General features: G+C 52.3%; 30 protein-coding genes. All 30 read left to right on the forward strand.

Going from position 1 to position 22876, the window contains the following annotated elements:
- The 30 genes from ASH01S_RS03585 to ASH01S_RS03740 all read left to right on the forward strand — a co-directional run bounded on the left by ASH01S_RS03585 (position 1) and on the right by ASH01S_RS03740 (position 22807).
- Positions 1–396 carry a hypothetical protein gene (locus ASH01S_RS03585; RefSeq protein WP_067923596.1) on the forward strand — a complete coding sequence of 132 codons (396 nt, stop codon included), beginning with the start codon at positions 1–3 and terminating at the stop codon, positions 394–396.
- A gap of 18 nt (positions 397–414) precedes the next feature.
- Positions 415–915, forward strand: coding sequence for a hypothetical protein (locus tag ASH01S_RS03590; RefSeq protein WP_067923599.1), 501 nt, complete (start codon positions 415–417; stop codon positions 913–915).
- A 184-nt stretch (positions 916–1099) separates the two neighbouring features.
- Positions 1100–2146 carry a hypothetical protein gene (locus tag ASH01S_RS18940; RefSeq protein WP_174520716.1) on the forward strand — a complete coding sequence of 349 codons (1047 nt, stop codon included), beginning with the start codon at positions 1100–1102 and terminating at the stop codon, positions 2144–2146.
- Between the two features lie 7 nt (positions 2147–2153).
- Positions 2154–2828: a hypothetical protein gene (locus tag ASH01S_RS03600; protein WP_067923602.1), complete on the forward strand. Its 675-nt coding sequence runs from the start codon at positions 2154–2156 to the stop codon at positions 2826–2828.
- Entirely contained in the window at positions 2825–3889 is a 1065-nt protein-coding gene (locus tag ASH01S_RS03605; RefSeq protein WP_067923605.1) for a primase C-terminal domain-containing protein, read from the forward strand. Before ASH01S_RS03600 ends, ASH01S_RS03605 begins: the two co-directional genes overlap by 4 nt.
- A 288-nt stretch (positions 3890–4177) precedes the next feature.
- Positions 4178–4747, forward strand: coding sequence for a ferritin (locus ASH01S_RS03610; protein WP_067923608.1), 570 nt, complete (start codon positions 4178–4180; stop codon positions 4745–4747).
- Positions 4748–4899: 152 nt separating this feature from the next.
- Positions 4900–6015, forward strand: coding sequence for a DnaB-like helicase C-terminal domain-containing protein (locus ASH01S_RS03615; RefSeq protein WP_245628919.1), 1116 nt, complete (start codon positions 4900–4902; stop codon positions 6013–6015).
- A gap of 11 nt (positions 6016–6026) precedes the next feature.
- A complete protein-coding gene (locus ASH01S_RS03620; protein ID WP_067923613.1) occupies positions 6027–6293 on the forward strand; it encodes a hypothetical protein in 267 nt (88 codons plus the stop codon).
- Positions 6294–6305: 12 nt separating this feature from the next.
- A complete protein-coding gene (locus tag ASH01S_RS03625; protein ID WP_067923616.1) occupies positions 6306–6848 on the forward strand; it encodes a hypothetical protein in 543 nt (180 codons plus the stop codon).
- A gap of 13 nt (positions 6849–6861) precedes the next feature.
- The gene (locus tag ASH01S_RS03630) at positions 6862–7860 is read left to right on the forward strand and encodes a hypothetical protein (protein ID WP_067923619.1); all 999 of its coding nucleotides are present in this window, start codon (positions 6862–6864) and stop codon (positions 7858–7860) included.
- Positions 7861–7872: 12 nt separating this feature from the next.
- Positions 7873–8205 carry a FlxA-like family protein gene (locus ASH01S_RS03635; protein WP_067923622.1) on the forward strand — a complete coding sequence of 111 codons (333 nt, stop codon included), beginning with the start codon at positions 7873–7875 and terminating at the stop codon, positions 8203–8205.
- 2 nt (positions 8206–8207) lie between these two features.
- Positions 8208–8546, forward strand: coding sequence for a hypothetical protein (locus ASH01S_RS03640; RefSeq protein ID WP_067923624.1), 339 nt, complete (start codon positions 8208–8210; stop codon positions 8544–8546).
- Between the two features lie 249 nt (positions 8547–8795).
- On the forward strand, positions 8796–9284 hold the full coding sequence (locus tag ASH01S_RS03650; RefSeq protein WP_067923630.1) for a hypothetical protein: 489 nt from the start codon (positions 8796–8798) through the stop codon (positions 9282–9284).
- 303 nt (positions 9285–9587) lie between these two features.
- On the forward strand, positions 9588–11660 hold the full coding sequence (locus ASH01S_RS03655) for an adenosylcobalamin-dependent ribonucleoside-diphosphate reductase (RefSeq protein WP_169794177.1): 2073 nt from the start codon (positions 9588–9590) through the stop codon (positions 11658–11660).
- A gap of 48 nt (positions 11661–11708) precedes the next feature.
- Entirely contained in the window at positions 11709–11912 is a 204-nt protein-coding gene (locus ASH01S_RS03660; RefSeq protein ID WP_067923635.1) for a hypothetical protein, read from the forward strand.
- On the forward strand, positions 11893–12369 hold the full coding sequence (locus ASH01S_RS03665; protein ID WP_067923638.1) for a C40 family peptidase: 477 nt from the start codon (positions 11893–11895) through the stop codon (positions 12367–12369). The genes ASH01S_RS03660 and ASH01S_RS03665 overlap by 20 nt, the downstream gene beginning before the upstream one ends.
- Positions 12370–12404: 35 nt before the next feature.
- The gene (locus ASH01S_RS03670; protein ID WP_067923640.1) at positions 12405–12851 is read left to right on the forward strand and encodes a hypothetical protein; all 447 of its coding nucleotides are present in this window, start codon (positions 12405–12407) and stop codon (positions 12849–12851) included.
- Positions 12842–13141 carry a hypothetical protein gene (locus ASH01S_RS03675; protein ID WP_067923643.1) on the forward strand — a complete coding sequence of 100 codons (300 nt, stop codon included), beginning with the start codon at positions 12842–12844 and terminating at the stop codon, positions 13139–13141. Before ASH01S_RS03670 ends, ASH01S_RS03675 begins: the two co-directional genes overlap by 10 nt.
- A complete protein-coding gene (locus ASH01S_RS03680; RefSeq protein WP_157066970.1) occupies positions 13117–13335 on the forward strand; it encodes a hypothetical protein in 219 nt (72 codons plus the stop codon). The genes ASH01S_RS03675 and ASH01S_RS03680 overlap by 25 nt, the downstream gene beginning before the upstream one ends.
- On the forward strand, positions 13326–13550 hold the full coding sequence (locus tag ASH01S_RS18775) for a hypothetical protein (protein WP_067923649.1): 225 nt from the start codon (positions 13326–13328) through the stop codon (positions 13548–13550). Before ASH01S_RS03680 ends, ASH01S_RS18775 begins: the two co-directional genes overlap by 10 nt.
- On the forward strand, positions 13537–14280 hold the full coding sequence (locus ASH01S_RS03690) for a PD-(D/E)XK nuclease family protein (RefSeq protein WP_067923653.1): 744 nt from the start codon (positions 13537–13539) through the stop codon (positions 14278–14280). The genes ASH01S_RS18775 and ASH01S_RS03690 overlap by 14 nt, the downstream gene beginning before the upstream one ends.
- A 399-nt stretch (positions 14281–14679) precedes the next feature.
- The gene (locus ASH01S_RS03700; protein WP_067923658.1) at positions 14680–14874 is read left to right on the forward strand and encodes a hypothetical protein; all 195 of its coding nucleotides are present in this window, start codon (positions 14680–14682) and stop codon (positions 14872–14874) included.
- A 42-nt stretch (positions 14875–14916) separates the two neighbouring features.
- The gene (locus tag ASH01S_RS03705) at positions 14917–15825 is read left to right on the forward strand and encodes a S8 family peptidase (RefSeq protein ID WP_067923660.1); all 909 of its coding nucleotides are present in this window, start codon (positions 14917–14919) and stop codon (positions 15823–15825) included.
- A 193-nt stretch (positions 15826–16018) separates the two neighbouring features.
- Positions 16019–16477: a hypothetical protein gene (locus ASH01S_RS03710; protein WP_067923664.1), complete on the forward strand. Its 459-nt coding sequence runs from the start codon at positions 16019–16021 to the stop codon at positions 16475–16477.
- Between the two features lie 5 nt (positions 16478–16482).
- Positions 16483–17037, forward strand: coding sequence for a RusA family crossover junction endodeoxyribonuclease (locus tag ASH01S_RS03715; protein WP_067923667.1), 555 nt, complete (start codon positions 16483–16485; stop codon positions 17035–17037).
- On the forward strand, positions 17037–17792 hold the full coding sequence (locus ASH01S_RS03720; protein ID WP_067923670.1) for a sigma-70 family RNA polymerase sigma factor: 756 nt from the start codon (positions 17037–17039) through the stop codon (positions 17790–17792). The genes ASH01S_RS03715 and ASH01S_RS03720 overlap by 1 nt, the downstream gene beginning before the upstream one ends.
- Positions 17780–18040 carry a hypothetical protein gene (locus tag ASH01S_RS03725; protein ID WP_067923673.1) on the forward strand — a complete coding sequence of 87 codons (261 nt, stop codon included), beginning with the start codon at positions 17780–17782 and terminating at the stop codon, positions 18038–18040. The genes ASH01S_RS03720 and ASH01S_RS03725 overlap by 13 nt, the downstream gene beginning before the upstream one ends.
- A 69-nt stretch (positions 18041–18109) precedes the next feature.
- Positions 18110–18967 carry a PD-(D/E)XK nuclease family protein gene (locus ASH01S_RS03730; protein WP_067923677.1) on the forward strand — a complete coding sequence of 286 codons (858 nt, stop codon included), beginning with the start codon at positions 18110–18112 and terminating at the stop codon, positions 18965–18967.
- A 23-nt stretch (positions 18968–18990) separates the two neighbouring features.
- Positions 18991–19311 (forward strand): extracellular matrix/biofilm biosynthesis regulator RemA family protein, encoded by a 321-nt coding sequence (locus tag ASH01S_RS03735; RefSeq protein ID WP_067923680.1) that lies wholly within the window; start codon positions 18991–18993, stop codon positions 19309–19311.
- Between the two features lie 25 nt (positions 19312–19336).
- Entirely contained in the window at positions 19337–22807 is a 3471-nt protein-coding gene (locus ASH01S_RS03740; RefSeq protein ID WP_067923685.1) for a DNA polymerase III subunit alpha, read from the forward strand.
- Positions 22808–22876: the final 69 nt, after the last annotated feature.

The raw sequence follows: 22876 nt of genomic DNA on the forward strand, positions 1-22876 counted from the left end.
ATGGATGAAGCAATCTTCACGCAGAAAGACCTAGAAGAGCTGCGTACCGAGCATAAGCAAATGTCCCAGACGATCAGCGACATCATCGCGCGGCTCACCATTGTGGAAACCAATCATGCCTCGATGGCCGATGATGTGAAGGAACAAAAAGGCCTCATTTCGGAGATTCGCAAACAGCTTGACTCCCTCACGAACTCCTCCACGGAGACCAAGGTTCAGATCAATATGATCTTCAGCACCCTACACGAGATCAAACAATCGGTAGCCGCACTGCAACGGGACGGTCAAGACACCCGAGACAAACATCACTCTGCATGGACCGAGTTCCTCAAGCAAGTCATCTACTTTTTCATCATGGGTGGGATCACCCTGATGGCCTCGCACATGGCTCATTAACCAAGGAAGGTGAGAATCATGCCACGTTTTCTACAAGCTCTCATTGCCACGCCGGCATTTGTGCAGCTGGTCCTCGCATCGATCAAACTCGTCGAGTCTCCGAAGAATGGCCAAGCCAAGAAGAAAGCCGTTCTGGACATCGTGAGTGCCGTGTATGATGAACTCGCGGCCAACTTCCGAATCCGGTTCGGAAAGACCTTCGTGCTTCGGGTTGCCGACTTGGTCATTGAAATCGGCGTTCGCTTCTACAATCTCATTGGCGAGTTCAAGCACAACCACGACAACAAGGATGAAGCGACGAGCGATGATTCGGCATCACAAGCTCCAAAAGCTGAAGCTCCAAAAGACGCTAAAGCTCCAGCGGAACCGACCACCGCACCCGCGGCTCCTGCGACATCGCCTGAACCAGCAGCTCCGGCAGAACCGGCTGACCAACCCGCGAATCCGGCGGAAGGCAATGCCGAGCCCAGTGAAAATCAGTCGGTTGCAGCCAATCCCACTCAGCCCGTTTCTCAATAAGGCTTCATCAGAATCCCGAGATGATTCGTGTGTTTCCTGTGAATCTCTCGGGATTTTTCATGTTTTCTGTTGAAGATGCAGATCAGACGTGTTAAAATCATATGTGTAATGCACTACAATATATTTGTTGCGCGCAACCCAGTGGGAGTCTATAATGGGTCTGCATTGAAGGAGGCATCATGACATGCGGCCTGTCATTGAAAAGTACCTGCCGGATCTCGAGCAGGTCAACAAGATCAAAGAGAAGCTGAAGGTCTGCAAAGATGAATGGCTAGAGACCAAGCCCGGCCCCAAGGGTAGCTACAGCCAATACATGGGCGTGAACACCGTCCGACAGATTCTTGATTATGCCGTGGATGGCATCACGTATTGGGATTTTGGCGTGGACGCACAGTGGCGAGAGGAAATCTACAAGTACAACAAGCAAGGTAACTCATGGGAATTCGACGGCTATGTCTATCATGTCCGTGGGTATCTGTTTATCCCTGGGCTCGGTCATCGCGAACAGTATGGCTGCAAGATCGCGGTTGGGGGTAGGGACAATCAAGACTCTGCCTACAAGGCTGCCGCATCAAACCTGTTGGTGAAATGCGCGTCACTGTTTGGCGTGGGCGAGTCCATTTACTCCAAGATCAAGGTCGAACTCGACGACGAGCATCAATATGAGCAGATGCAACAGTCGGGTCAATATCAATTCGCACCGGATGGATACGGCCAACAATGGCAACAAGCCCAGCAACCCCAGCAGTGGCAGGGACAGACAAATTGGCAACCCCAACAAGGCTGGAATGCGCAAGCCCAGCAGTGGCAACAGCCCCAGTCGTCCGACCTGGCGCCGCAAGAGCAGTGGCAGATGCAACAACAGTTTGGCTCGGCCGCGGGATACCAAGCACAGCCTAATCCGCAACAGGCCCAGCCGCAGGCCCAAGCACAACCACAAGCACAGGCTCAGCAACAGCAATATCAGGCGCAACCGATGACGTCCTATGGAGCGCCGGCCAACGCGCAACAGGAGCAAACGCAGTCAGCCTCCAGTGCGATTCCGCAACAGTGGGACCCGAACGAGATTCAGCGAATCCACATGCACAAAGCGCGGTTAGGCATCCAAAACGATGAGCAGCTGTATCCGTACATTCGTGACTTTATGCGGGACGAAAACGCGACGTTGGCCAACATCAATCCCGATAACCTAAAAGCCTTCAATGACTACTTGGATCAAATCGCGGTGTGACGAGACGATGAATCGAGAAGAGCTTGCCCAGTATTTCGTCTATGAACTTGTTCAGCCCAGTGGCAATGCAGAACGGCGGGTATCCACCGCGATACTCGCCCTCGAACGTCTTGAAGAACTGGGATGGACGCTGGAAGAGATCAAGCAAGAACTCGACACCTTTGCCAAGTCGTACCCGCAGATCATTCGGAATGTGTATCATCTCGAAGAGATCTTTGGCCAGAAAGAACCTCCGGGAAACCTCATGGAGCCGGATGTGTTCTATTATCACAACGAATTACGCGAAGTGCCGCCACCAACTCGGATCGTCAAAGATCCCGTGACCGGACAGTTCATCCGAACAGATTCCGAGTTCTATCTAGAGATGAAGCGCCGATTCACCATGAATGATCTTTTAGCGTACTGGTATCGATCCAATGGCACAGTAGACCCCAAAGAACACACGCGGCGGCAAGACGAAGCGCGCTTTCGGTATCTGCTTGGGATCTACAACCTGGATGAGATCTTGTTTGCCATTGATTGCGCCAAGTCCCTTCGAGAAGAACGGCAACAGTCACCGCTTCGGAATGTCTTTGAGCTGGAGCGGTACATCGAGGATGCGAGGCAAATGTTGTTGGAGAAGATCAACGTCCACAAGCTGGCCGGCATCAATCAGATCATCCCAAAGAAGGTTCAAGCATGAACACGTTCCCAGACGTATGGGTTGAATGTGGGGCGGACCTAGACAATCCCAAGTTTCCGTTCACGCGAAAACATTATTATCCAGCCGGCCAGACGGATGAATTTCGCCAGCAATACGGAAACTGCGGCGTCTATGAGACCGTGATGAAGTACGTTTCACCGGTATGGGTTCAAGACTCCAAGGGCCGGATGATCATCAATACGCGCGAGTCCCTGAAGTACGGTGACTTCTATATGGACTTTGACACCAAACTCGAAAGCGATGAGGATTTCGAGAAGGTACGCGCGGATGTCAAAAGTGCGCTCCGGTATCTGAAGGTCATCCTGTCCATTGATCCCAGCCAGGTGTCTTTGTACTTCTCCGGCCATAAGGGGATTCATCTGACGGTGGACGCGCGCGTTTTGGGGATTCAGCCCCACTTGGCGCTCAACCAGATTTACAAGGAGATTGCCTCAGACATCGCGCAGTATTGCAAGAACAATACCTTGGATCTCAAAGTCTATGACGACAAGCGGATGTTCCGCATGGTCAACTCTTTACACAAGAAGAGCGGGCGCTATAAGGTGCCGATTTCCCATGCCGAATTCGAGCGCTTGAGCCTCTCGCAAATTCGGGATTTGGCGATACAACCGAGATACGTGTTACCGCCGATGCCGCAAGTCAATCCAAGGGTCAAACATTCCATCCAGCGGGTCATCGACAAGTGGACACAGCGAATCAATCAACGCAAGGAATTTGAAGGTCGCTTTAAAAAGCTGGAGCAGCTCCCGGTTTGTATCCAAACGATGCTGAGTGAGAAGAACTTCCGGGAGACCGTGGATGAACGAAACAACAGCGCCACAGCGCTCACGAGCTTCTTTATGCAACAGGGGATTGAACGCGAAGAAACCTTGGCACGGATGAAGCAGTGGAGCGAGGAACGCTGTCTGCCGCCGCTTCCAGCCCGCGACATCGAGATCATTGTCAACTCGGTCTACAACGGTGGATATCGCTACGGATGCGAGAGTTTCCGGCGTTTGAGTGGCGTATGTGATCGAGACCACTGTCCTCTCTTTGCATGAGGAGAAAGGAGCCGACGAGTGCATGTCATGGTTGTCTAAGATACTTTCGGCATTCCGTGGACCATCCAGTGAACCATCCAGGAGCCTTGTGATGGATGAAAAGCTGATTGAAGAGATTCGCAGCACTCCACCTCCGCCAATCAGGAGCGTGCCAATTGAGTTTTTTCAACGAGAGATCCGAATCGGCAATGACCGGTTTATCGCGCCCAAAGACGGTCAGGTTGTCGTGACATACGAAAACGGAGAAGTGCGCTCCGTTGAAACACGTGTACGGGAGGTAGTATACAGATGGCCGTTAGTGAGAAGCTGATGGGCGAACTCATTCGCCAGATGAACGAGGAGTTTATGAACGAGAAGATCTATTTGGCGATGTCCTGTTATGCAGCCAGCCAGCACCTTGAGGGCTTTACGAAGATGTTCATCTATCAAGCCAAGGAAGAACATAAGCACGCCATGCGCTTTTTCCACTACATCGTCATGCAAGGCGGACGGCCGCGGATCTACCCGACCGATGAGCCACAGAACTTCTTTGATAGCATCACCGATTGTCTCCGGACTGCTGTCACACATGAACAGCAGACCACCGAGCGCATTTATCATCTGACACAGCTTGCCGAAGAAGAAAAGGAGTATTCCACGCAGGAATTCTTATCCTGGTTCCATCGGGAACAAGTTGAAGAGGTACACACCTTCTCGGATCTGTTGGCCCAAGCCGCGGCATTGGATAGTGATCCCGCCACACTGATGGCGTGGGATCACCGGATCTTCCGTCAGTATGAAGATGAGCAGCGATTCGCTGATGACGATTTCATGGGATTCAAGGATTATGAGGGAAAACCGAAGAAACATCGAGATTAAGAAAAACGGATCTTATTATTGAAGTGTATTACAACATCGTTTATACTCAGGGTGCGAGTGCGTTCCTCCTTTTTGTCGTGGCACGAGGGAATGCCGTCTCCCTTGTGCAAGAATCGCTCAAGGCAGCGGCGCTTGCAGAATGGAGACAAGAGGTGAATTCAGTGGAAGGCCTCAGCTTTGAAGAAGCCTTGCGGCAAGTACAATGGATGGAGCAACCCGCTCAACCCCAGGTGCAACAAGAGCCGTTCTCGACGGATGATATAAATCCTCATCGTTTGCGCGTAACCAATCCGGATGGGCTGCTCGGCCGGCCGCTGAATAAGATTGAGGCCATGATGCTTCAGAACATCGAAGCGGTGGATGAATACGCGTGGTCGCGCGGATCCCGAGGCGGTCTGGATACCGGATGGGAGCTGTTCAATGACGCCATCGAAGGCGGCTTACAGCCCGGTCTGATTCTCTTTGCCGCGGCACCGAACGTCGGGAAATCGGCCATGATGTTGCAGATTGCAAAGACAGTCTCAGAGCGAAACGAAAACGTCTATGTATCCTATCACTCACTGGACGACAGTAACAACGAGCTGCTTCCGCGCTACATCGCCTGCGACCAACAGATCAAGATCGCACAGGCCAAGATGCCTGAAAAGTTCTCGGATCAACCGGAGATCATTGAGAAACGCAACGAAGGGCTTCGGAATCTGTACCGAAACATCTACCGCTTTGGCATGTATGACTCCGAGAATCTAGGCACCAGTGTGGAAGCGATTGAACAACACATCAAGGACATCCTGATGGAGTTGCCAGAAGGCGTCAAACTCGTCATCTGCATCGACAGTTTCAATGACCTGACCGTGGAGTCACAGAAGTTTAGCAACAACGATGCGCGCAACGAGTATGTCGCCAAGATGCTCAAAAGCTGGACGGTTCGATACAACGCCGTCGTCATGTGTACGGCACACCTTCGGAAGACCAATGGCAAACGGCCAACGGTCGACGATCTCAAAGACACGATTCGACTTCAATACGAAGCCAACCTGATTCTCCTTTTGTACAACGAGGTCGGCATCAAAGAAGAGAATGCCGCGGTGTACTGGATGGATGAAGAAGAAGAGACGAAGATGCCCGTCATCGAGTGCAAATTTGCGAAGAACAAGTTCAGTTCCTTTAAGGGAACGCGATTCTATGAGTTCTTCCCAGACTTCTCGTTCATGATTGAAGCGCCCATCGAGGCGTGCCGAAGATACGCTTCGCTGATTTATCAAGGCTAGGAGGTGGTTTCATGGAACTGCTAGACACCAAGAGTGCGCGGGTGGGATACATCCTTCAGACCTTTCCAGACGCGCGCAACAATGACAATCTGCTCTGCAAGCTCTATTGGGAACTCTTTGATGGCGCGACCGATTTGAATGACATCATCTATGCGACGAAAGCCGAGGTCATTCGGCGCGCCCGACAGCTCTGGAATGCAAAAGGCATGTACATGCCCACCGACCAGAGAATCATCAACCGCCGGCTACGCGTCAAGCGGAGTCAGAAGACTACATAAAGGAGGTTGACTATGAGCGAGATGGTACATGTTGAATCCTCAGACAGCGCATTCGCCACGTTCCTACAGGAGTATGTGCAGAGCAATATGACACAGCGAGTGCGCCTGGAAACCACGATTGAAGAGTACCAATCCCTTCGAGATTACGTGGCCGAGCGCATTGACGATCAAATCAACCTGATTGAGCAGTGGCAAGAACAACTCAACACAGGGACAGGAATTGCCACGCCCGACATGCTCAACGTGGCCCAAGGTCGTCTCCAGCAAGACCGTGACTTGCAGGATGAGATCGACCGGATTCTTAACGATCTGAATGCCCACAAACATGAACTCAGCGATCGTGTCCACACCTATCTGATGGACCTATCCAAGATTGAGATTCATAGTGGGGGATTCGTCGCACACATCTTTGGCTACAACCGGGATGTACAGTGGGATCCAGACAATTCGTCTTTGACGTTCACAGCCGCGGGAGCGCGCGCGGAAACCGCGGTTTCCGTCCCGCTGTCGAACTGGAGAGACTCCTCGAAGTTCACCATCATTCTCAAGAGTTAGGAGGCCGCCACGGTTGATCTTTTCCTACTACTTGGACGTCGATAAGACCCATTTGATCAATATGAAGTTCAACGTCAAGCAGATCCTGGTCCAGAATTCCATGCTTCAAGTCACGTTTGACGCAGTGGTCGAGGAAGTTCTGGATGGAACCGTGCTTCACTCGGAATCTCAAAGCGGTGCATTCACGCTCTCTTCCAGCCGCGTGGATGATCCCACATCTTCGGATGGATACGACATCAACTTCATCCGCACCCGATATGCGGATCAAAACAAGTGGATCTTTGAAATCCAGAACAACAGCCAACCCGATCAGGTTGTCCTCGTGGGGCTTTACAGCACAACGGCAACCGGAAACCCGCTGGGCGAGGACATCATTCAGGATGATGACTCCTACAACTTTATCCTGAAGGGCAACAACATCGGCCAACTCGAAGAAACGTATGTGCCGCCGGTGCTCACGCAGAATGTGGTCAACACGGACTTCTCACAGCTCGTGTTGCCGTACGGATTTACCACGGTATCCGGCATATATGACTCTGCAGTGGGTAGGTTCTTGCTCAGTGACTTTTCGCATACGTTCCCGAACTCGATTGATCCGGATACAGCCTTTACCCTGACGGCGAATCTCGCGCCGATGCAAACCGATTCCGTCAGTGACGAGATCTTTCATGTCACACTTCACGGCATTGGTCAGGTGACGTTGTACAAGACGTACTTGGCATACCTGCGGGAAGGTGACGACCCGAGCAACACGATAACGATCTTTTTCGGGGCATCGGCCGATCCAACTTGGTTCCTATCGCCTCCACCGTACTTTACCGACAAATCAAAGTTCAGTGTCCAAGCGGACGGAGCCGGAGGCGTAACCGTCAAATACGCCGGAGTATCTTTGATTGGAAGTTATGACCCATCCAATCCATTTGCAGGCGTGGACCTGCAAGCCGCAGCGAGAGCAGACAAAAGTCTGGTGGTCTGCGCCTTTGACAACTACACCATTGAATTCTTCAAGTAAGGAGCGAGATTCATGCTGATTGGCTACACCAAGACCGTTGCCGAACTCCGGACACACATCAACAACCGAATCAATGACATCAAGATGCAGATCAACGAGATGGAAAAGGAATTGCGGGATCTGGAGGCGGATATCCGATACAATCCACCCGAACGTGGGGTGCCGGATGACCGACTGAAGGACCGTATTCGTTTGAGCACCGAGATTGACGATCTGCAAAATGATCTCGCCTGGCTTCAGGCCAAACTCGAAGAGGCCGAGAACTCCCAGGATCAAAACCAGTCGGTGTACCTGTCTCTGAATGACTGCATCCGGCTAGGGGTTACGGAAGACGAGGAGGCATAAGCATGACAGAAGCCGAGCGCAGAGAACTGGTGGAGCGATACAAACAAGAACGAATCCGGCAGGTCAACCTGACCGCCCCTAAGAGCGCCATCTATGGCAAGGAAGACATGCTGAATCTGCCGCGGCATCGCGTCTTGCATAAGTGTCACAACTTCGAGGAATGTCCGCTGTGCTACAAGTGCCGGGCCTACGACCCGAAATACGAATCCTGCCGGCGCTGTGTGCTGGCGAAAGAAGGTCTTTTGTGCGACACCTCCTATCATCGGACTGACATCATCAATCGCATGATCACCCGAGAAAGGATTGATCTGGATGCCAAAGAGCAACAGAGGGCCGTTTAACGGCATGACGTGGGACCAGGTCGCCCTCATCATGGCGTCCCAAGCGGCTTCCCGGCCTGTCTATTGTCGGTACTGTGGAATGGATATCACACGTCCATCCAGCAAACAGCCCAGCGGACCGAATGGCGCGTGGCGTGCGCATCTGGATTGGGAGATTCAAAACGAGGCTCACCTGAGTTGCCACGAGAAGTACGTCATCGAGCAACGCAAGCAAGCCATGCAACAGTTCCATCGAGGAGGAGCTATGTCATGACAGACATGGAGAAGAAGTTGATGTTCCGCAGTGAAATTGAGAGCGTAGAAACCACGGAGATTCGGGAATTCCTCATGGAGGCTATTGAGAAAGCACCCGACAGCTTCTTTGAAGATGAAGAACTGGTCTCCAAGGCCAAGAAAGCATTCCGTGTTGTCCAACACCTGTTGGATGAGGAAAAGACCAAAGGCGGGGTACGGGATATCATTCTCGCCGGCACATTGCTCTGTGACACGCTCTACAACGAGATGCCCGAGCCGTTCAAGGCGTTGCATCCTTGTGCCCCACGCATTTACTTTGCCGATCTGAAACATGAAGTGCATCAGGCAATTTGGGATGGTATCTTCCAGATCATCGAGTCGCATGAACATGACGTCAACACATCGCCGTTGCTCGAAGCCAAAGCCGGCACGCCAGGGTACTTCGTATTCTTGGCGTACTCGTTCATGAAGCCTGACTTCGTAAATGTAACGATAGGCGAATAATCGATATGCCGCCGGCCCCAATCCTAGGTTGGTTGGGGCTGTTCCATCTATCCAAGCGTTGCCCCATAGCGTCTTTCAAAAGTAAAATGCGAATACAACCGCTGTATGTAGTGCATTACATAATGTGCATTGCATCGAGGTGACTATATACGACGTGGAGGCAAAGGAGCAATGAGTGTACAGCTACGTGGTTTCCATAGGAAACTCTTTCAGACTCGATATGCTCAAAAGAGCCTGGATAAAGAAAGGTACATTGTACCGGGCGCCGATGTTGTGACGTTGATTCGGGATGGGAAGTACCCGGTGCGTGAGACCGCCACCGTTACCCGTGTAGACGGCGAGACCGTTCACATGATCCTCACCAGCGGCGATATGGTAGGCCAAGAATTCAGCCAGAACATCGCTCATGTGGATGCGCTGGTGGAAACAGAATGGGAGCATGCATCGGAGCGCGTTTCAACCGCTGTGGCCGGGGTAGAGAAACCCGAAGTCCGCAAGTCCCATCAGAAGAAGTTCCATCATGCCATATCAAACTTTTTATTGATCCCAGCCGGCCGCATCCTCTCTGGCGCCGGAGATGACTCCTTCGTCACTCTGTTCAACTGCTATGTGACGGCAATCAAGCCACCAAAAGGCCAAGAACGGTATGGTCGCGACAGCCGTCAAGCGATCTTTCACACGATGGGCTTCATCACGGAAATCATGGCGCGCGGTGGCGGGAATGGAACCTGTCTATCGGTTCTGCGACCGAAGTATGCGACGTTGTCTCAAACCAAGGGCAAGTCAGCGGGCGCGGTGCATACCGGCAACATGATCAGCTCCCTCACAGACTGGGTGGAGCAAGCCAACCGTCGTGGGGCCCAGATGCTGACCTTGCACGACTGGCACCCCGATGTATTCTATACCGCCGATGAAAACGACTCTCTCTATAATGAGGACTTCATTGGTGCCAAGAATAAGCCAGGCTTCATGGAAGGCAACAATTCCTCCGTTTTGGTGTCCGATGCCTTTATGCATGCGGTCGAACATGATTTGAATTGGGATCTTGTATTTCCGGACACCACGCATCCCGCCTACAACCTTGAGTGGGATGGAGACCTCAACAAATGGAAAGCCAAGGGCTATCCGGTCAAAGTCTATCGCACGATCCGCGCGCGAGACATGTGGAAGAAGATCATCCACTGCAATTGGCGTTCCGCCGAACCCGGCATCATCTTCATTGACACTTGCAATCGGATGCACAATGGCTGGTACCTCGGCACGATTATGGCCACGAACCCATGCGGCGAGCAGCCGATTCTCGATGGCTCGACCTGCAACTTGGGCGCCATCAACTGGGGTCGCATGATTAAGCCGGTTGGAGAAGACGAGCTGGGAACCATCTATGACGTCGATTGGGATCTGCTGAAAAAGACCGTATGGGCAGGTGTCCGGTTCCTGGATAACGTCATTGACGTCAGCTTTTATTGGGACAAGGACCTTGAGCGTTGGCAAAAGGGGGAACGCCGTGTCGGCCTTGGCGGCATGGGCATCGCAGACTTCCTCATTGCCATGCGGAAGCGGTATGGCTCCAAAGAAGGCAACGAACTCATCGAGAAGGTCATGCGGTTCATTCGTGACGAGGCATACCGTTGCTCGATTGAATTGGCCAAGGAGAAAGGGCCATTCCCGTTCTTTGATCGCGACAAGTATCTGGAGAGTGGCTTCGTCAAGACCCTCCCCGAAGACATCCAGCAAGCGATCTATGAGCATGGCATTCGCAATTTGACCTTGCTGACCTTTGCGCCGACCGGTACGACTGGCAGTGTCACGCCGTCCCTGCTCGATCCCGAAGGATCCGTGTCCACGGGTTGCGAACCCCACTTCGCCATGAAATATCACCGGCTTTCGCGGGTGGGTTCGACCATTCAATATGCAGGTGTCGCAAAAACATGGATAGATGAACATCCAGGACAGGAGCTTCCAGAGTGGTTTGTGGGTGCAATGGATCTCACCCCGGAAGAACACGTGGGTGTCCAAGCCGCGCTCCAGAAGTACGTCGACAGCTCCATTTCTAAGACCGTCAACTGTCCGGCCGATTACACGGAAGAACAAGTGGCCGAGGTCTACATGCTGTTATACAAGTCCGGCTGCAAAGGCGGGACCATCTATCGGGACGGTTCCCGTTATGAACAGATCCTCAGCCTCACGGATGAAGAGGAAGCACCGGAGACGGCGGAAGAAAAGGCCGGGGAGACCAATGAGATGCCGGCGGTTCAAGACAAATATGCCAATTGGGAGTGCGTCGGTTGCGGCAGCAAATCCTTCGTACTTGTTGAGAATTGCCCGCAATGCACGGAGTGTGGTCTACAAGTGTGTTCCATTGGAGGACATTGAGTTTCATTGGAGGTGTGGCGAGCACCTCCGGTCCAGGAGGTGATGCTTGTGAAGGGACTCGGTCTACGAGATGGAATCCGCCTCCTTCTTATGTCCGTCCTCATTCTCGGCGTCATGCTTTATCTCTCTTGGACCGTCAGTTTGGCGTTTGGGCTCTTCGTCTTGGTCTTTGGTGTGGTTGAAATCGGCACCGAACTGTTTTGGATCTGGCTTGTGCAAGGAGGTGAGGAACATGGACATCCGACAAGCTGACCTCATTTTGGTGCGCGGCCATGGGCCAATTGAACGCATCATCGAACACGTTACCGACAGCCCGTATTGTCATGTTGCAGGACTGGTCAAGGACAATGAACTCATTGAGGCCCAGGCTGGACACAAGATCGGATACCAAGCCCTGGACTACTACGACGGTGTATCCGATGTCTTTACCTGCGACATGGCGACCGAGGAGCAACGGCAGCAGATCGTCGAATGGGTTGTCAACCGGCTGGGTGGTCATTATGACTATCTGCTGATTGGTTGGGAGGCATTACACTACATTCTCCATGTCGACTTGCCTTACAACCCGGATCCGAACCGGTTTGACTGCTCCCAACTGTGGTCGGAAGCGTACCGCTCCGTCGGAATTGATTTGTGTCCAGGGATCAAGTTTCCCTCACCGGCAGACACCGCGAACTCTCCGGTACTCCGAAAGGTGGGCTCCTTTTAAGGAGTCACCATACATAGCAGGGGGGAGGGGCTATCATGGAACTGCTATCCGAGTATGTCAAACGCCAACGTAACAGACGTCGATGGGTCGTATCCATCGATGAACTTGAACCGGACAGCTACCGCACGCCACTGACAGAACGACTGCGAGACTTTATCGGCCAGCCAATTACGCCAGATTTCCAGAATCGGTTACAGCGAACGTTCGATGAGTATTTTCAGGAGATGCAATATATCAACCCACTGTACCAACCGGAATATCTCTATGAGGATCACTTTGTGATCGTGCCGGGCGAACGCGAATTCAGGCTCTCACACATCCCTGAACCTTCATCGGTTCTCGTATGGATCAACGAGACTCTAGCCCATTTGTTTGATGACTATACCTTAGTCGGAGACACCATTGTGTTTTCCGAATCACCGAATCGGGGAGATCTGCGAGTCCAATATCTGGTTCGAGCGCGGAGGCCCGTATGGAACTGATTTCGGTCTATATCGATCAACACCGGCCAACGGTTCACATTGACGATTTGGACATCGAGATTGACCTCGAAAAGTTGCAAATCACCGTGAGGTCGAGGGAATCCAGGATGCTCTGTGTGGAGCAATTGCTCTATGAGCTTGGGATCTACAGCGCCGAGGAACTGCCGTGGATTGACATGCAACCGCCCGTCTATCTCGATGAAAAGACCACGGTTCACATTGACGTGATGCCCAAGTACAGAAGACGTTTGTGGGAGGCCGTAAATTGGAACTCATTGCTGAATACATGAAAGCACAGGAAGAGCGAGAGGAAGCCATTCAGGAAACCATCAATCGATTCATCGAGGAAGTATGTAACCAAATGCGTCAGGCCCTTGATTTCGATTTACATTCAAACGATGAAGTTCGCAACTACTTTGGTGAAACTCCATCTCCTACGTACCAAGTGCTTCTCCACTATGGGGGTGAAGATGTATGGAACTGATTTCTGCCTACCTTGAGAACCGTGACAAGGCACGACTCGATGAGTTGACCGAAGCCTTCAACACGTTTCTAGACAGCTACAAGAAATTCATGGAGGACGCTGGAATCATTCCGTATTACGGGTTTCCCAATGACCAACCCACTTGGGTCACACCGATATGGCAAGAACCTCGAAGACCTGACTGGGAGGGCGCTGTACATTATGCAGCCTCTTGAGCTGACCGTAAACGATCTGTACGAATTCAAGGCTTGTCCCCTGCGGTTTAAGTTCATGCGTTTGGACAAGCAGCCCGTCAAGATGACGGAGAATGATGGCCTGCGGGAAGCCGTGAAATCCACCATTAGCTACTTCTATTTCAACTTGGCACAAGGCAAGTTGGTGGGCATGGAAGATCTGAAGCAGAAGTTTGGTTCCATCTGGTATGAGCGCAACAAGATCTACAACATCATGTATGACGACAAAGTCAAGCAGCGAAAGCGGGAGCTAGAAGCCATCTCGATGTTGGCCTCATTTCATCGCCAACAAAAGTTCCACCCCGACAAAGTGGTGGCCGTAAATCTGGACTTTCGGATCCCATTTGGAGATGACCTCTATATCTCCGGTCAAATCCCCTTGATCCGGGAAAGTCCACGGGGTCTTGAGATCGCGCACTTCAAGGTCGGCAACCACAAGCCGGATGAGTTTTGGACCAAGACCGACATGGGGCTAACCATCGAAGCCATTGCCTTTGAGTCGATCTTTAAACAGCAGGTGCCAAGCATCTGTCTACACTATCTCAAGGCCGGCACAACGGTCTATACCAAGCGGACACGAAAAGACTACCAGCGTCTCTACAAGACGATCCGCATGATCAAAAAGACGATGGAGGAAGGCTGGTATTATCCTCGAGAGTCCTATCACTGTGACAAATGTCCAGCCAAACAACCCTGTATGGAGTGGACTTGATGGAACTCATTCAAGCCTACCTAAGCCGCTGTCCGGAGCCAAAGAGCAAGCCGATCCAACATCACGCACCCTGGGCTCGTGATGTCACATCGTTGTCTCGTCGCGCGAATGCACTCGAAGACCTCTTCCTCGAGCACGGTGTGGCACTGGCTCAATATCGGGCCCTGGAATTCGCAACCCGTATAGAACGCGAGCACCTAAATGACATCCATAATGTTGAGCGAGAATGGGAACAGGCTCTGCAGGAACTTCTTGAGGAAGAACACCGAAAACGACAAAGACAAAAGAGACGATGGCACACAGTACCGTTGATATGGACATGTCTGTGTCTTCTGTTGATAGGACTGGACCTGATCATAGCGATCCTACACCGCACTCATTGAAAGGAGGTGAGAGGATATGAAATCCTTCAATGAACTCCAAGTCATCGTGGCCAATGAGATTAAGCAACACGGCGCCGTGACACCCCAGACTGCCGTAACCCTCATCGGCCATATTCAAGCCTTGGAAGACAAGGTTCGCAAACTCGAACAAAAGCTCCAAGCCACCAAGCCAAGGGACGAAGGTACCAAAGAGAGCAGTGGGGAAGAATGAGCCAACATGGGACACAGGGGTGAAAAACCAAGGAGGATTCATATGCAAGAACGGTTTTTCACCACGGATGCACACGACTTGCAAATGGTCAGGGCCGAACAGATCGGCGTGGACTATGTAGACTGGGGTCTACAGGTGATCATGGCACCCGAGGTCTGGAACAAAAGCATAGGCCAAGGCGTCAAAGTCGGCATCCTCGACACAGGCGTCGATTTCACGCACCCTGATCTCCGGGATAACATCGCCGCCTACATGGACTTCACGGGGTCTCCGGCCGGCCCACGAGATGTAGAAGGACATGGCACGCATGTCGCCGGCATCATCGCCGCTGAATCGAACAATGTGGGCCTTGTCGGCGTCGCACCAGGAGCCAAGCTATATTGTGCCAAGGTCCTGGGCGATAACGGCAGTGGCGGGTTTGACGCCATCATCCGCGGCATTGATTGGTTGATTCAACAGGGCGTGGATGTCATCAATATGTCCCTGGGATGTTCCGTCGAGCCTCCGCAGGAAGTCCATCAAGCGATCCAACGCGCCGCGGCCGCCGGGATTGTCATCTGCGCAGCCTGTGGCAACGAGAATACCGACGTCGGCTGGCCGGCCAAGTACGATGAAACGATTGCGGTATCCGCAATGGGTATGGACTACAACCGGGCGGAGTTTAGCAATCACGGCGTGAAAAACGAGATCATTGCGCCGGGTGTTGACATCCTATCTACATTCAAGGGAAGCACCTACGCACGTCTGTCCGGCACCAGTATGGCGACTCCAATTGTCACAGGTTCTGTCGCCTTGTACATCTCGATGATCAAGGCGCAGACCGGCAAACGTCCACCGGCGGAACAGATACATGCGGCGATTGACGCCTCCGCCGTTCACCTTGGCAAGGAAGGAAGAAACGAGGATTTCGGCGTAGGACTGATAAATCTCGTGAAACTCTTAGGAATTTGAATAGGGGGCTATGTTCCCCCTGTTTTTTCGCTTCAGCCTATGCTATCATGTGTCTGTGCAATGCATTACACTGTTGCAACGCATTACATCAAATCGAAGGAGAGGAAAATGATGGGCCACAAAGTCCAGATCATCGAAGATCTTGGCAAGGGCGTCCTCCGAGAGCAATTGGCCAAGAAGGGAGAGAAGTCGGATGCTCATCGGGAGCAAACGCAAGAAGAACTTCGTCCTGGAGAGTCAAACGCACGAGCTGAAGACGAATGATCAGGTGCTGATTGTCCAGCAGAAGTCCGATGGCGGAATCACCAACTATGACTTGATTCTCGAGCCGGACAAGTTTGATCAGCTTGGATCTGAGGTGCGCCTGTCTTTCGAGGAATACTGCGAAACCATCAACGATCTGGTCACGGAGGAAGAAGACGACTGGGATTCGCTCCGGATGAAAGACCAAATCAACATGACACGGGATGCGATCCTCGAGCGGACGATTCTCAAATACGCCAAGGAAAAGTACGGCCTCGATCCGGAGCAATTTAACGGACACGACATGAATTACATCAAGCGATATGGGTCGGACGGGAGTTTCCTCGGCGAAGCCGTCATCGTCACCTTGACGATGATCCCGACGATGAATGCGGCCGTGAAAGGGTGAGACACATGTTGGTCCCCCTGGAGCTGCCGATGATGATGTATGGCAAGTACAAAACCAGCTGGTATGTCAACGACCCGTCCGGTGCCACGGATCCAAGGACCGGGAAGCCGAAGAAAGTGAAGAAGACAAAGATCGTAGAGCACTTAGAGGAACGCGGCGATCCCGGGTTTTATCCAAGTGTCAACCACATCTATCAGAACATCCGTGGCGGCGGCAAAAAACTGACAAAAGCTGCAGAGCAACTACTAGCAAAGTGGCGCAGTCTGGCGAAAGCATGGGCGGAGGAAGTCGGTTGGGAATGCACGCACGGTGAAAAGGTCATCGTCGAAGTTACGGCCTTCTTCCCAGACAACCAAAAGAGAGACACGTCCAACGTATACAAGCTGATGATGGATGCTTTGGAGGGTGTCATCTACGATGACGACTACTACGCCCTTCCGCGAACGATGGACTTTCAAGTCTTGCCCAAGGATAGCGCAAAGCGACCGTATTTTCGGCTCCACATCTACAAGAAAACCGACGAAGATCTGCATGGGCGTCAGGTTGCAGGAGGTTTTTGATGTCGGACGAGTTGGTCCTGCGCTATCAGCAAACTGGAGACTGCGCCGGCCTCATCGAGGCATACCGGCCATACATCGAGAAGTTTCAGCGCATGTTTCTCACTGGAGACATTGACTTTGGAAACTACGACATCCGACGGTTCCTCGCCTGTTACATATCGGACAAAGAGACGGTACGAAGTCTATGCCGTGGAAAATACCACAGCAAGCAGGCCATTCAGGAAGCCTATCGGGTGCTCGAGAAAATACGCCGGGTCTTTGACGGCTATGAGTCTGACGAACTCTTTCATGAGTTGTTGATCCCGTTTCTCACATGCGCAAGGTGTTACGAGCCTTCCGGCAAGACGTTCAGTCAATATCTGTACAGCTGCTTTCGATACCGACTCAAGCGGCTCATCGATGAACGACTGTTGGATACCAATGGGGAAATGGCCTATTGGGACATGCACGAGCCCGCCAGTGAAGCCTTAGAGGACGAGTTGGACCTCGACCGCCCTGAGTACATGGATCCCAGCGAGCCCGTGGATTTGCACAGTCTACTCTGGCTCAACGGCACCCTCTGCGGAGACACGTTCCGGGATCTCACGTACACCGAGCGATACATCCTCGTCAAGGCCTATGAAGATGGTCTGGATGAACGAGCCATCGCACAACTGACAGGGTTACACCATCGCTCTGTATACCGAATCCGCAAACGATTGATTGAGCATTTCCGCAACCTGCGGGATAAAGGAGAATTGAAATGGATCAGGTAGCCATCATCAACCCCGATGCGAAGGTCGCTGGAATGGCTTGCAAGACGAAACAAGACGAACACACGTTAATTCCACTGGACTGCTACGGCCGTGACATCGAATTCCTCGAGGACCGAATTGTCATCAAAAATCTCATCGTCCCGCACGCATGGTTTGAAGCCGTCCAGTTTTTCGACGAGAAGCACTGGAACGATATTGTCGAAGCGATTCGTCGGAAAGAAGCCCTCGATCTCTCGTATGCTCAATAATTCTCTTGATTTCACACCTTCTTACGTTTATAATGATTGTGTAATGTATTACACGAAGGTTGTGAAGACATGCCTGTGCTGCAACCGATGATCGATCGGTTCCTTCAACAGAAGCAACAGCAAAACGACCGCCCGATGCGGAACAAGTTGCATCCATCGACGATCGGCATGTGTCAACGCAAGATCGTCTTTGAGATGATGGTTGTGCCTCGGGCGCTGGATCCGCCGCGATTGGCTCGGGTGTTCGACAATGGACACAAGGTTCATGAACGATATGAGCAACTGTTCATGGACATGGGCATCGGAGTGGCACGAGAAGTTAAACTGGAGAAGGGAGACATCTCAGGTCACACCGATGCCTTGATCAAGCTGTATAGCTTTGCGGCGCCACAGGGCGAATACTGGCTTGTGGAACTCAAAAGCGCCTCCTCGAAATCCTTTGAGTGGATGGTCAAGAACAACCAACCCAAGAAGGAACACAAAGCGCAACTGACGTTCTACATGCACCTAAGCGGGATCCATAAAGGCGTCATCCTGGTGGAGAACAAAGACAACCAGGAGATCTGGGAGTACGAGATGGAGTACGATCCAGTCTTCGGCCAACAGCTTGAACAAAAGGCACTGTGGCTGATTGATTTAGCCAAGCACCGCATCCTACCGCCGATCCCAAGGGGTTTTTCGCCGTCTCATTACAAATGCGCCTACTGTCCATTTGCGATGTATTGCCACTATGGATCCCGAACCGAAGATGGGCAAGAGCGTTACCCGATTCCGTTCATGCCGGGGACGGAAGCGTATCGGGATATACTCAAGATCATCGAAGCGATGGAGCAAGGCAAGTCGATTCCCAACGTCATTGAAGGGGATACCATCGGGGAATTGATCCAAGAAATGACAAGAAAAAGCCAGACGTATGTCGACGCTTAAATCCGATGGTAAGAGAGGTTGGGATGAGCATGGTATTCGTCGATGTCGGTTTCAGCAACTTTATGGACGCGAGCAAGATCATTACGATCAGCCGGCCGGATTCGAGCCCGATCCGCCGGTTAGTCGGCCACGCCAAGGACAACAATCGGTACATCGACCTGACGCAAGGGAAGAAGACCCGTTCGATCATCGTGAGTGCCGGCGAACAAGGTCTGGTTGTCACCGCTTCTGCGGTCCAGACTTCCACGATTATCGGGCGGATTCGCAAGGCGTTCGAAGACTTGTTTGTCTCCCGCTTGGATCCCGCTGGCTTGGCGGTGATTGGAGAAGGTGGGTCCGAGTAATCCCCAACAAAGGAGCGATGGACGCATGTGCAACCTGGTTCACCTGCACGTTCACTCCGAGTTTAGTGAGTTGGACGGGCTCTCCAAGGTGCAAGACCTGGTGGCGCGTGCGAAAGAGATCGGGAGTACCGCCCTGGCCCTAACAGATCATGGCGTCATGGGTGGTATTCCCGATTTTATCACCGCATGCGAACAAGCAGGAATCAAACCCATCCCGGGCGTCGAAGCGTATATGACGCGCAACCGGCTGCTCAAGGGCGAGTTTCTCAAGGAACGCCGGCTGGAGTTGTGCGAGAAATACAAGATCAAGGAGAAGGTCCTCAAGACCTTTATCCGCACCATCGAAAAGCAGCCGGCCAGCTTCATGGATGAAGCGACGGAACTACTCAAGGACTATCTCATGGCTCCGCCATCGGGCGACCTCTTTCATCTGACGTCGGGCGAGCTATCCAAAGACGACGTTCTGAAAGAATTCCATCGGGAGGTCTATGACTATCTCTCGTATGACAACTATCACATCGTCCTGCTGGCGATGAACAATCAAGGGTTGGAGGATTTGTATGCCATCATCAGCGACGCTCATCTTCATGGATTCTATAGCGATCCTCGCACTGATCTTGCTTTTATTCGCGATCATGGGCTCGGGAAGAATCTCATTGCGACTTCGGCGTGCCTCGGCTCTTGGTTCGCTCGGCTGTGCCTTGCTGGGCTTATTGATGACGCTGTTGCTTTTATAGAAGAGTGCAAGGAGACGTTTCATGCGTTTTACCTGGAGAAACAAGCGACCCATCTGCCAGAGCAGATTCAGCTCAACCAGATCATCGACGATTTAGCGGCGCGGACAAACACACCGAAGATCATCACAACCGATGCGCATTATGCCCGCCAAGAGGACATCGACACGCATGACATCCTCATCTCGGTCAACTTCGGCAAGTGCGTCTTGGATCCAGATCGCCTCCGTTACGCACCGGAATTCTGGATGAAATCCGAAGAGGAAGTGCGCAGCATTTGCGACGATGAGGAAGCCATTCTCAATACGAAGCGCATTGCCGAGATGGTCAATGTCGCGCTTCCGAAGGAGCCGCTATTTCCAAAGTTCATTGTCGAAGAGGGAGACAGCCCGGAAGAGATTTTACGCAAGACAGCCTGGGATGCGCTGTTCCACTACGTCATCAAGAAGCCAGTGGACCTCGAGCGCTACTGTCAGCAGCTGGCCTATGAACTTGATGTCATTACAAGTCTTGGCTTTGCCGACTACTTTCTTGTGGTTTCGGACTACATACGCTGGGCGAAACAAAATGGGTATGAAGTCGGGCCTGGACGCGGGTCGGCCGCGGGTTCTCTGGTCGCATTCATGCTCGACATTACGACACTTGACCCCATCAAAAACAACCTGATGTTCGAGCGGTTCTTGAACCCCGAAAGAGCGGGGTATCCGGACATAGATGCAGATTTCAGCTATGAGGCCGCCAAAGCGGTTCAACAGTATCTTAAAGACAAGTATGGCCAGGATCGGGTTGCACAGATTGGCACCTACGGCACCTTCGCCGCGCGGAAGGTCTGTCGTGCAGTGGGGAAGGCCCTTGGGTATAGCGATCAGGATCAGGACAAGTTTGCCAAGGCCATTCCGGCCAGACCCAACATCACCCTCGAGGAAGCCTACAACGAAGAGCCGTTGGTCCAGGCCTACGCTCGCCAGCATCCTGACTGGTGGAACGCCATGAAGAAACTCGAAGGACACATCAGTCATCATGGTGTGCATGCTGGAGGCGTCGTCCTTTCTCCAGTCCCGTTAACGAAAGTGGTACCGCTTCGTCTGGATAGCGAAGGCCTTGCGACCACGCAATACGATATGGAGTGGATTGAGAAGTTCCTGGTCAAGTTCGACATCTTGAAACTCGATACGCTGGATCTCATCAAGTACACCATGCAATACGCGGGCATCTATGGGAAAGTCGATCTGAATGAAATTGATCTCAATGACCCGAAGGTGTACGAGGAGATCTACAACAAGCTGAATTTGGCCGGCATCTTTCAGTGCGAGTCGAAACTTTACCATGACATCATCTCCGCGATGAAGCCGAACTGCTTTGAGGATATCTCGGTCATCGTGGCGCTCGGCCGCCCAGGACCATTGGACCTCATCCCGGACTACATCGATCGGAAGTGGGGCCGAAAGAAAGTCGAGTACCCATTGCCTGAACTGGAGCCGATTCTCAAAGACACCTATGGAGTCTGGGTGTATCAAGAACAAATGATGCAGGCCAGCGTCATTCTCGGCGGACTCACACGCGGTCAGTCCGACATGATCCGAAAGGGTGTCGCCAAGAAAAAGCATGACCTCATGCACAAGTGGATCGACCTGATGATCTACGGGTCTGAGCGGTACAAAGAGATGCGCCGCGAACACAATGCCATCGTCAATGCGATGAAAGCACGCGGGGAAGAGGTCCCGAAAGAGATGATGGACAAATACGATCCAGACCTGGATAAGGTTCCGTATGTGGAAGGTGCCATCAACCGGGGTTTTGATGAAGCCACCTTGCTCAAGATCAAAGAGGACTGGATCAAGTTCGGTAACTACTGCTTCAACCGCGCACACTCGGCTGCATACGCCAAGTTGTCGGTTCAAACGGCATGGCTCAAGACGTACTATCCTGTCGAGTTCATGGCGGCACTCCTGACCATTGCTGGTGACAAGAAGGCCAAGGATGGCACGCCAAAGACGGTCCTGTATATGCAGGAATGCGAGAAGATGGGCATCAAGATTCTGCCGCCGGATATCAATGAATCCAACGCATCTTGGACACCCGTTGTCCATCCGGAAACGTACCAGAATCACCTCAAGGTCCACGTGGATCTGGGAACGAAGCCGGAAGAAGTGCAACTCAAGCCCGATGCCATTCGCTTTGGTCTGGGCGCCATTGCAGGGATCTCCAAAGAATCGGTCGATGAGATCATCAAATATCGTCCGTATACCTCGGTCGATGATGTCGTCGAACGGGTCAGCAGCCGCAAGATCAACAAGAGCAAGATTGTGGCTTTGATCAAATCGGGCGCCTTTGACTCGATCAACCCAAACCGAAATCTCTTATGGCGCAATTACATCAAGAGTCGCGGGGAGGACTACGAGGCGATTCCAGCCCGCACCACCAAGAAAGACATCATGAGCTATGAGCGGGAGTATCTTGGCACCCTCATTACCGTACAGACCCGCTGGGACACGATTCCCAACGGGAAGGAAGACGTACAGATCACGGGCTATGTCCTGAAGGTTGAGCCCTTTACGGCCAAGAAAACCGGTAAAGAACATTGCCGAGTCCTCGTGGAGACGCAAGAGGACGAGCGAAATGTCCTCGTATTCGGGACCAAATGGCAGCAACATAAAGGCCGCTTGGCACCCGGGCTGAAGGTCATTATCAAAGGCAAGAAGTCTGGCGAGGACCTTTTGGCAGATTCCATTCACTATGTCATGGCTGGGGTGAGCGCATGATTCGACGATTCAAGTGCTGGCTCTTTGGACACGACTGGCGCTTCTCTCATTATGGGAATCTGTATCATC

It is taken from the genome of Alicyclobacillus shizuokensis NBRC 103103 (genome assembly GCF_001552255.1).
Lineage (GTDB): Bacteria > Bacillota > Bacilli > Alicyclobacillales > Alicyclobacillaceae > Alicyclobacillus_G > Alicyclobacillus_G shizuokensis.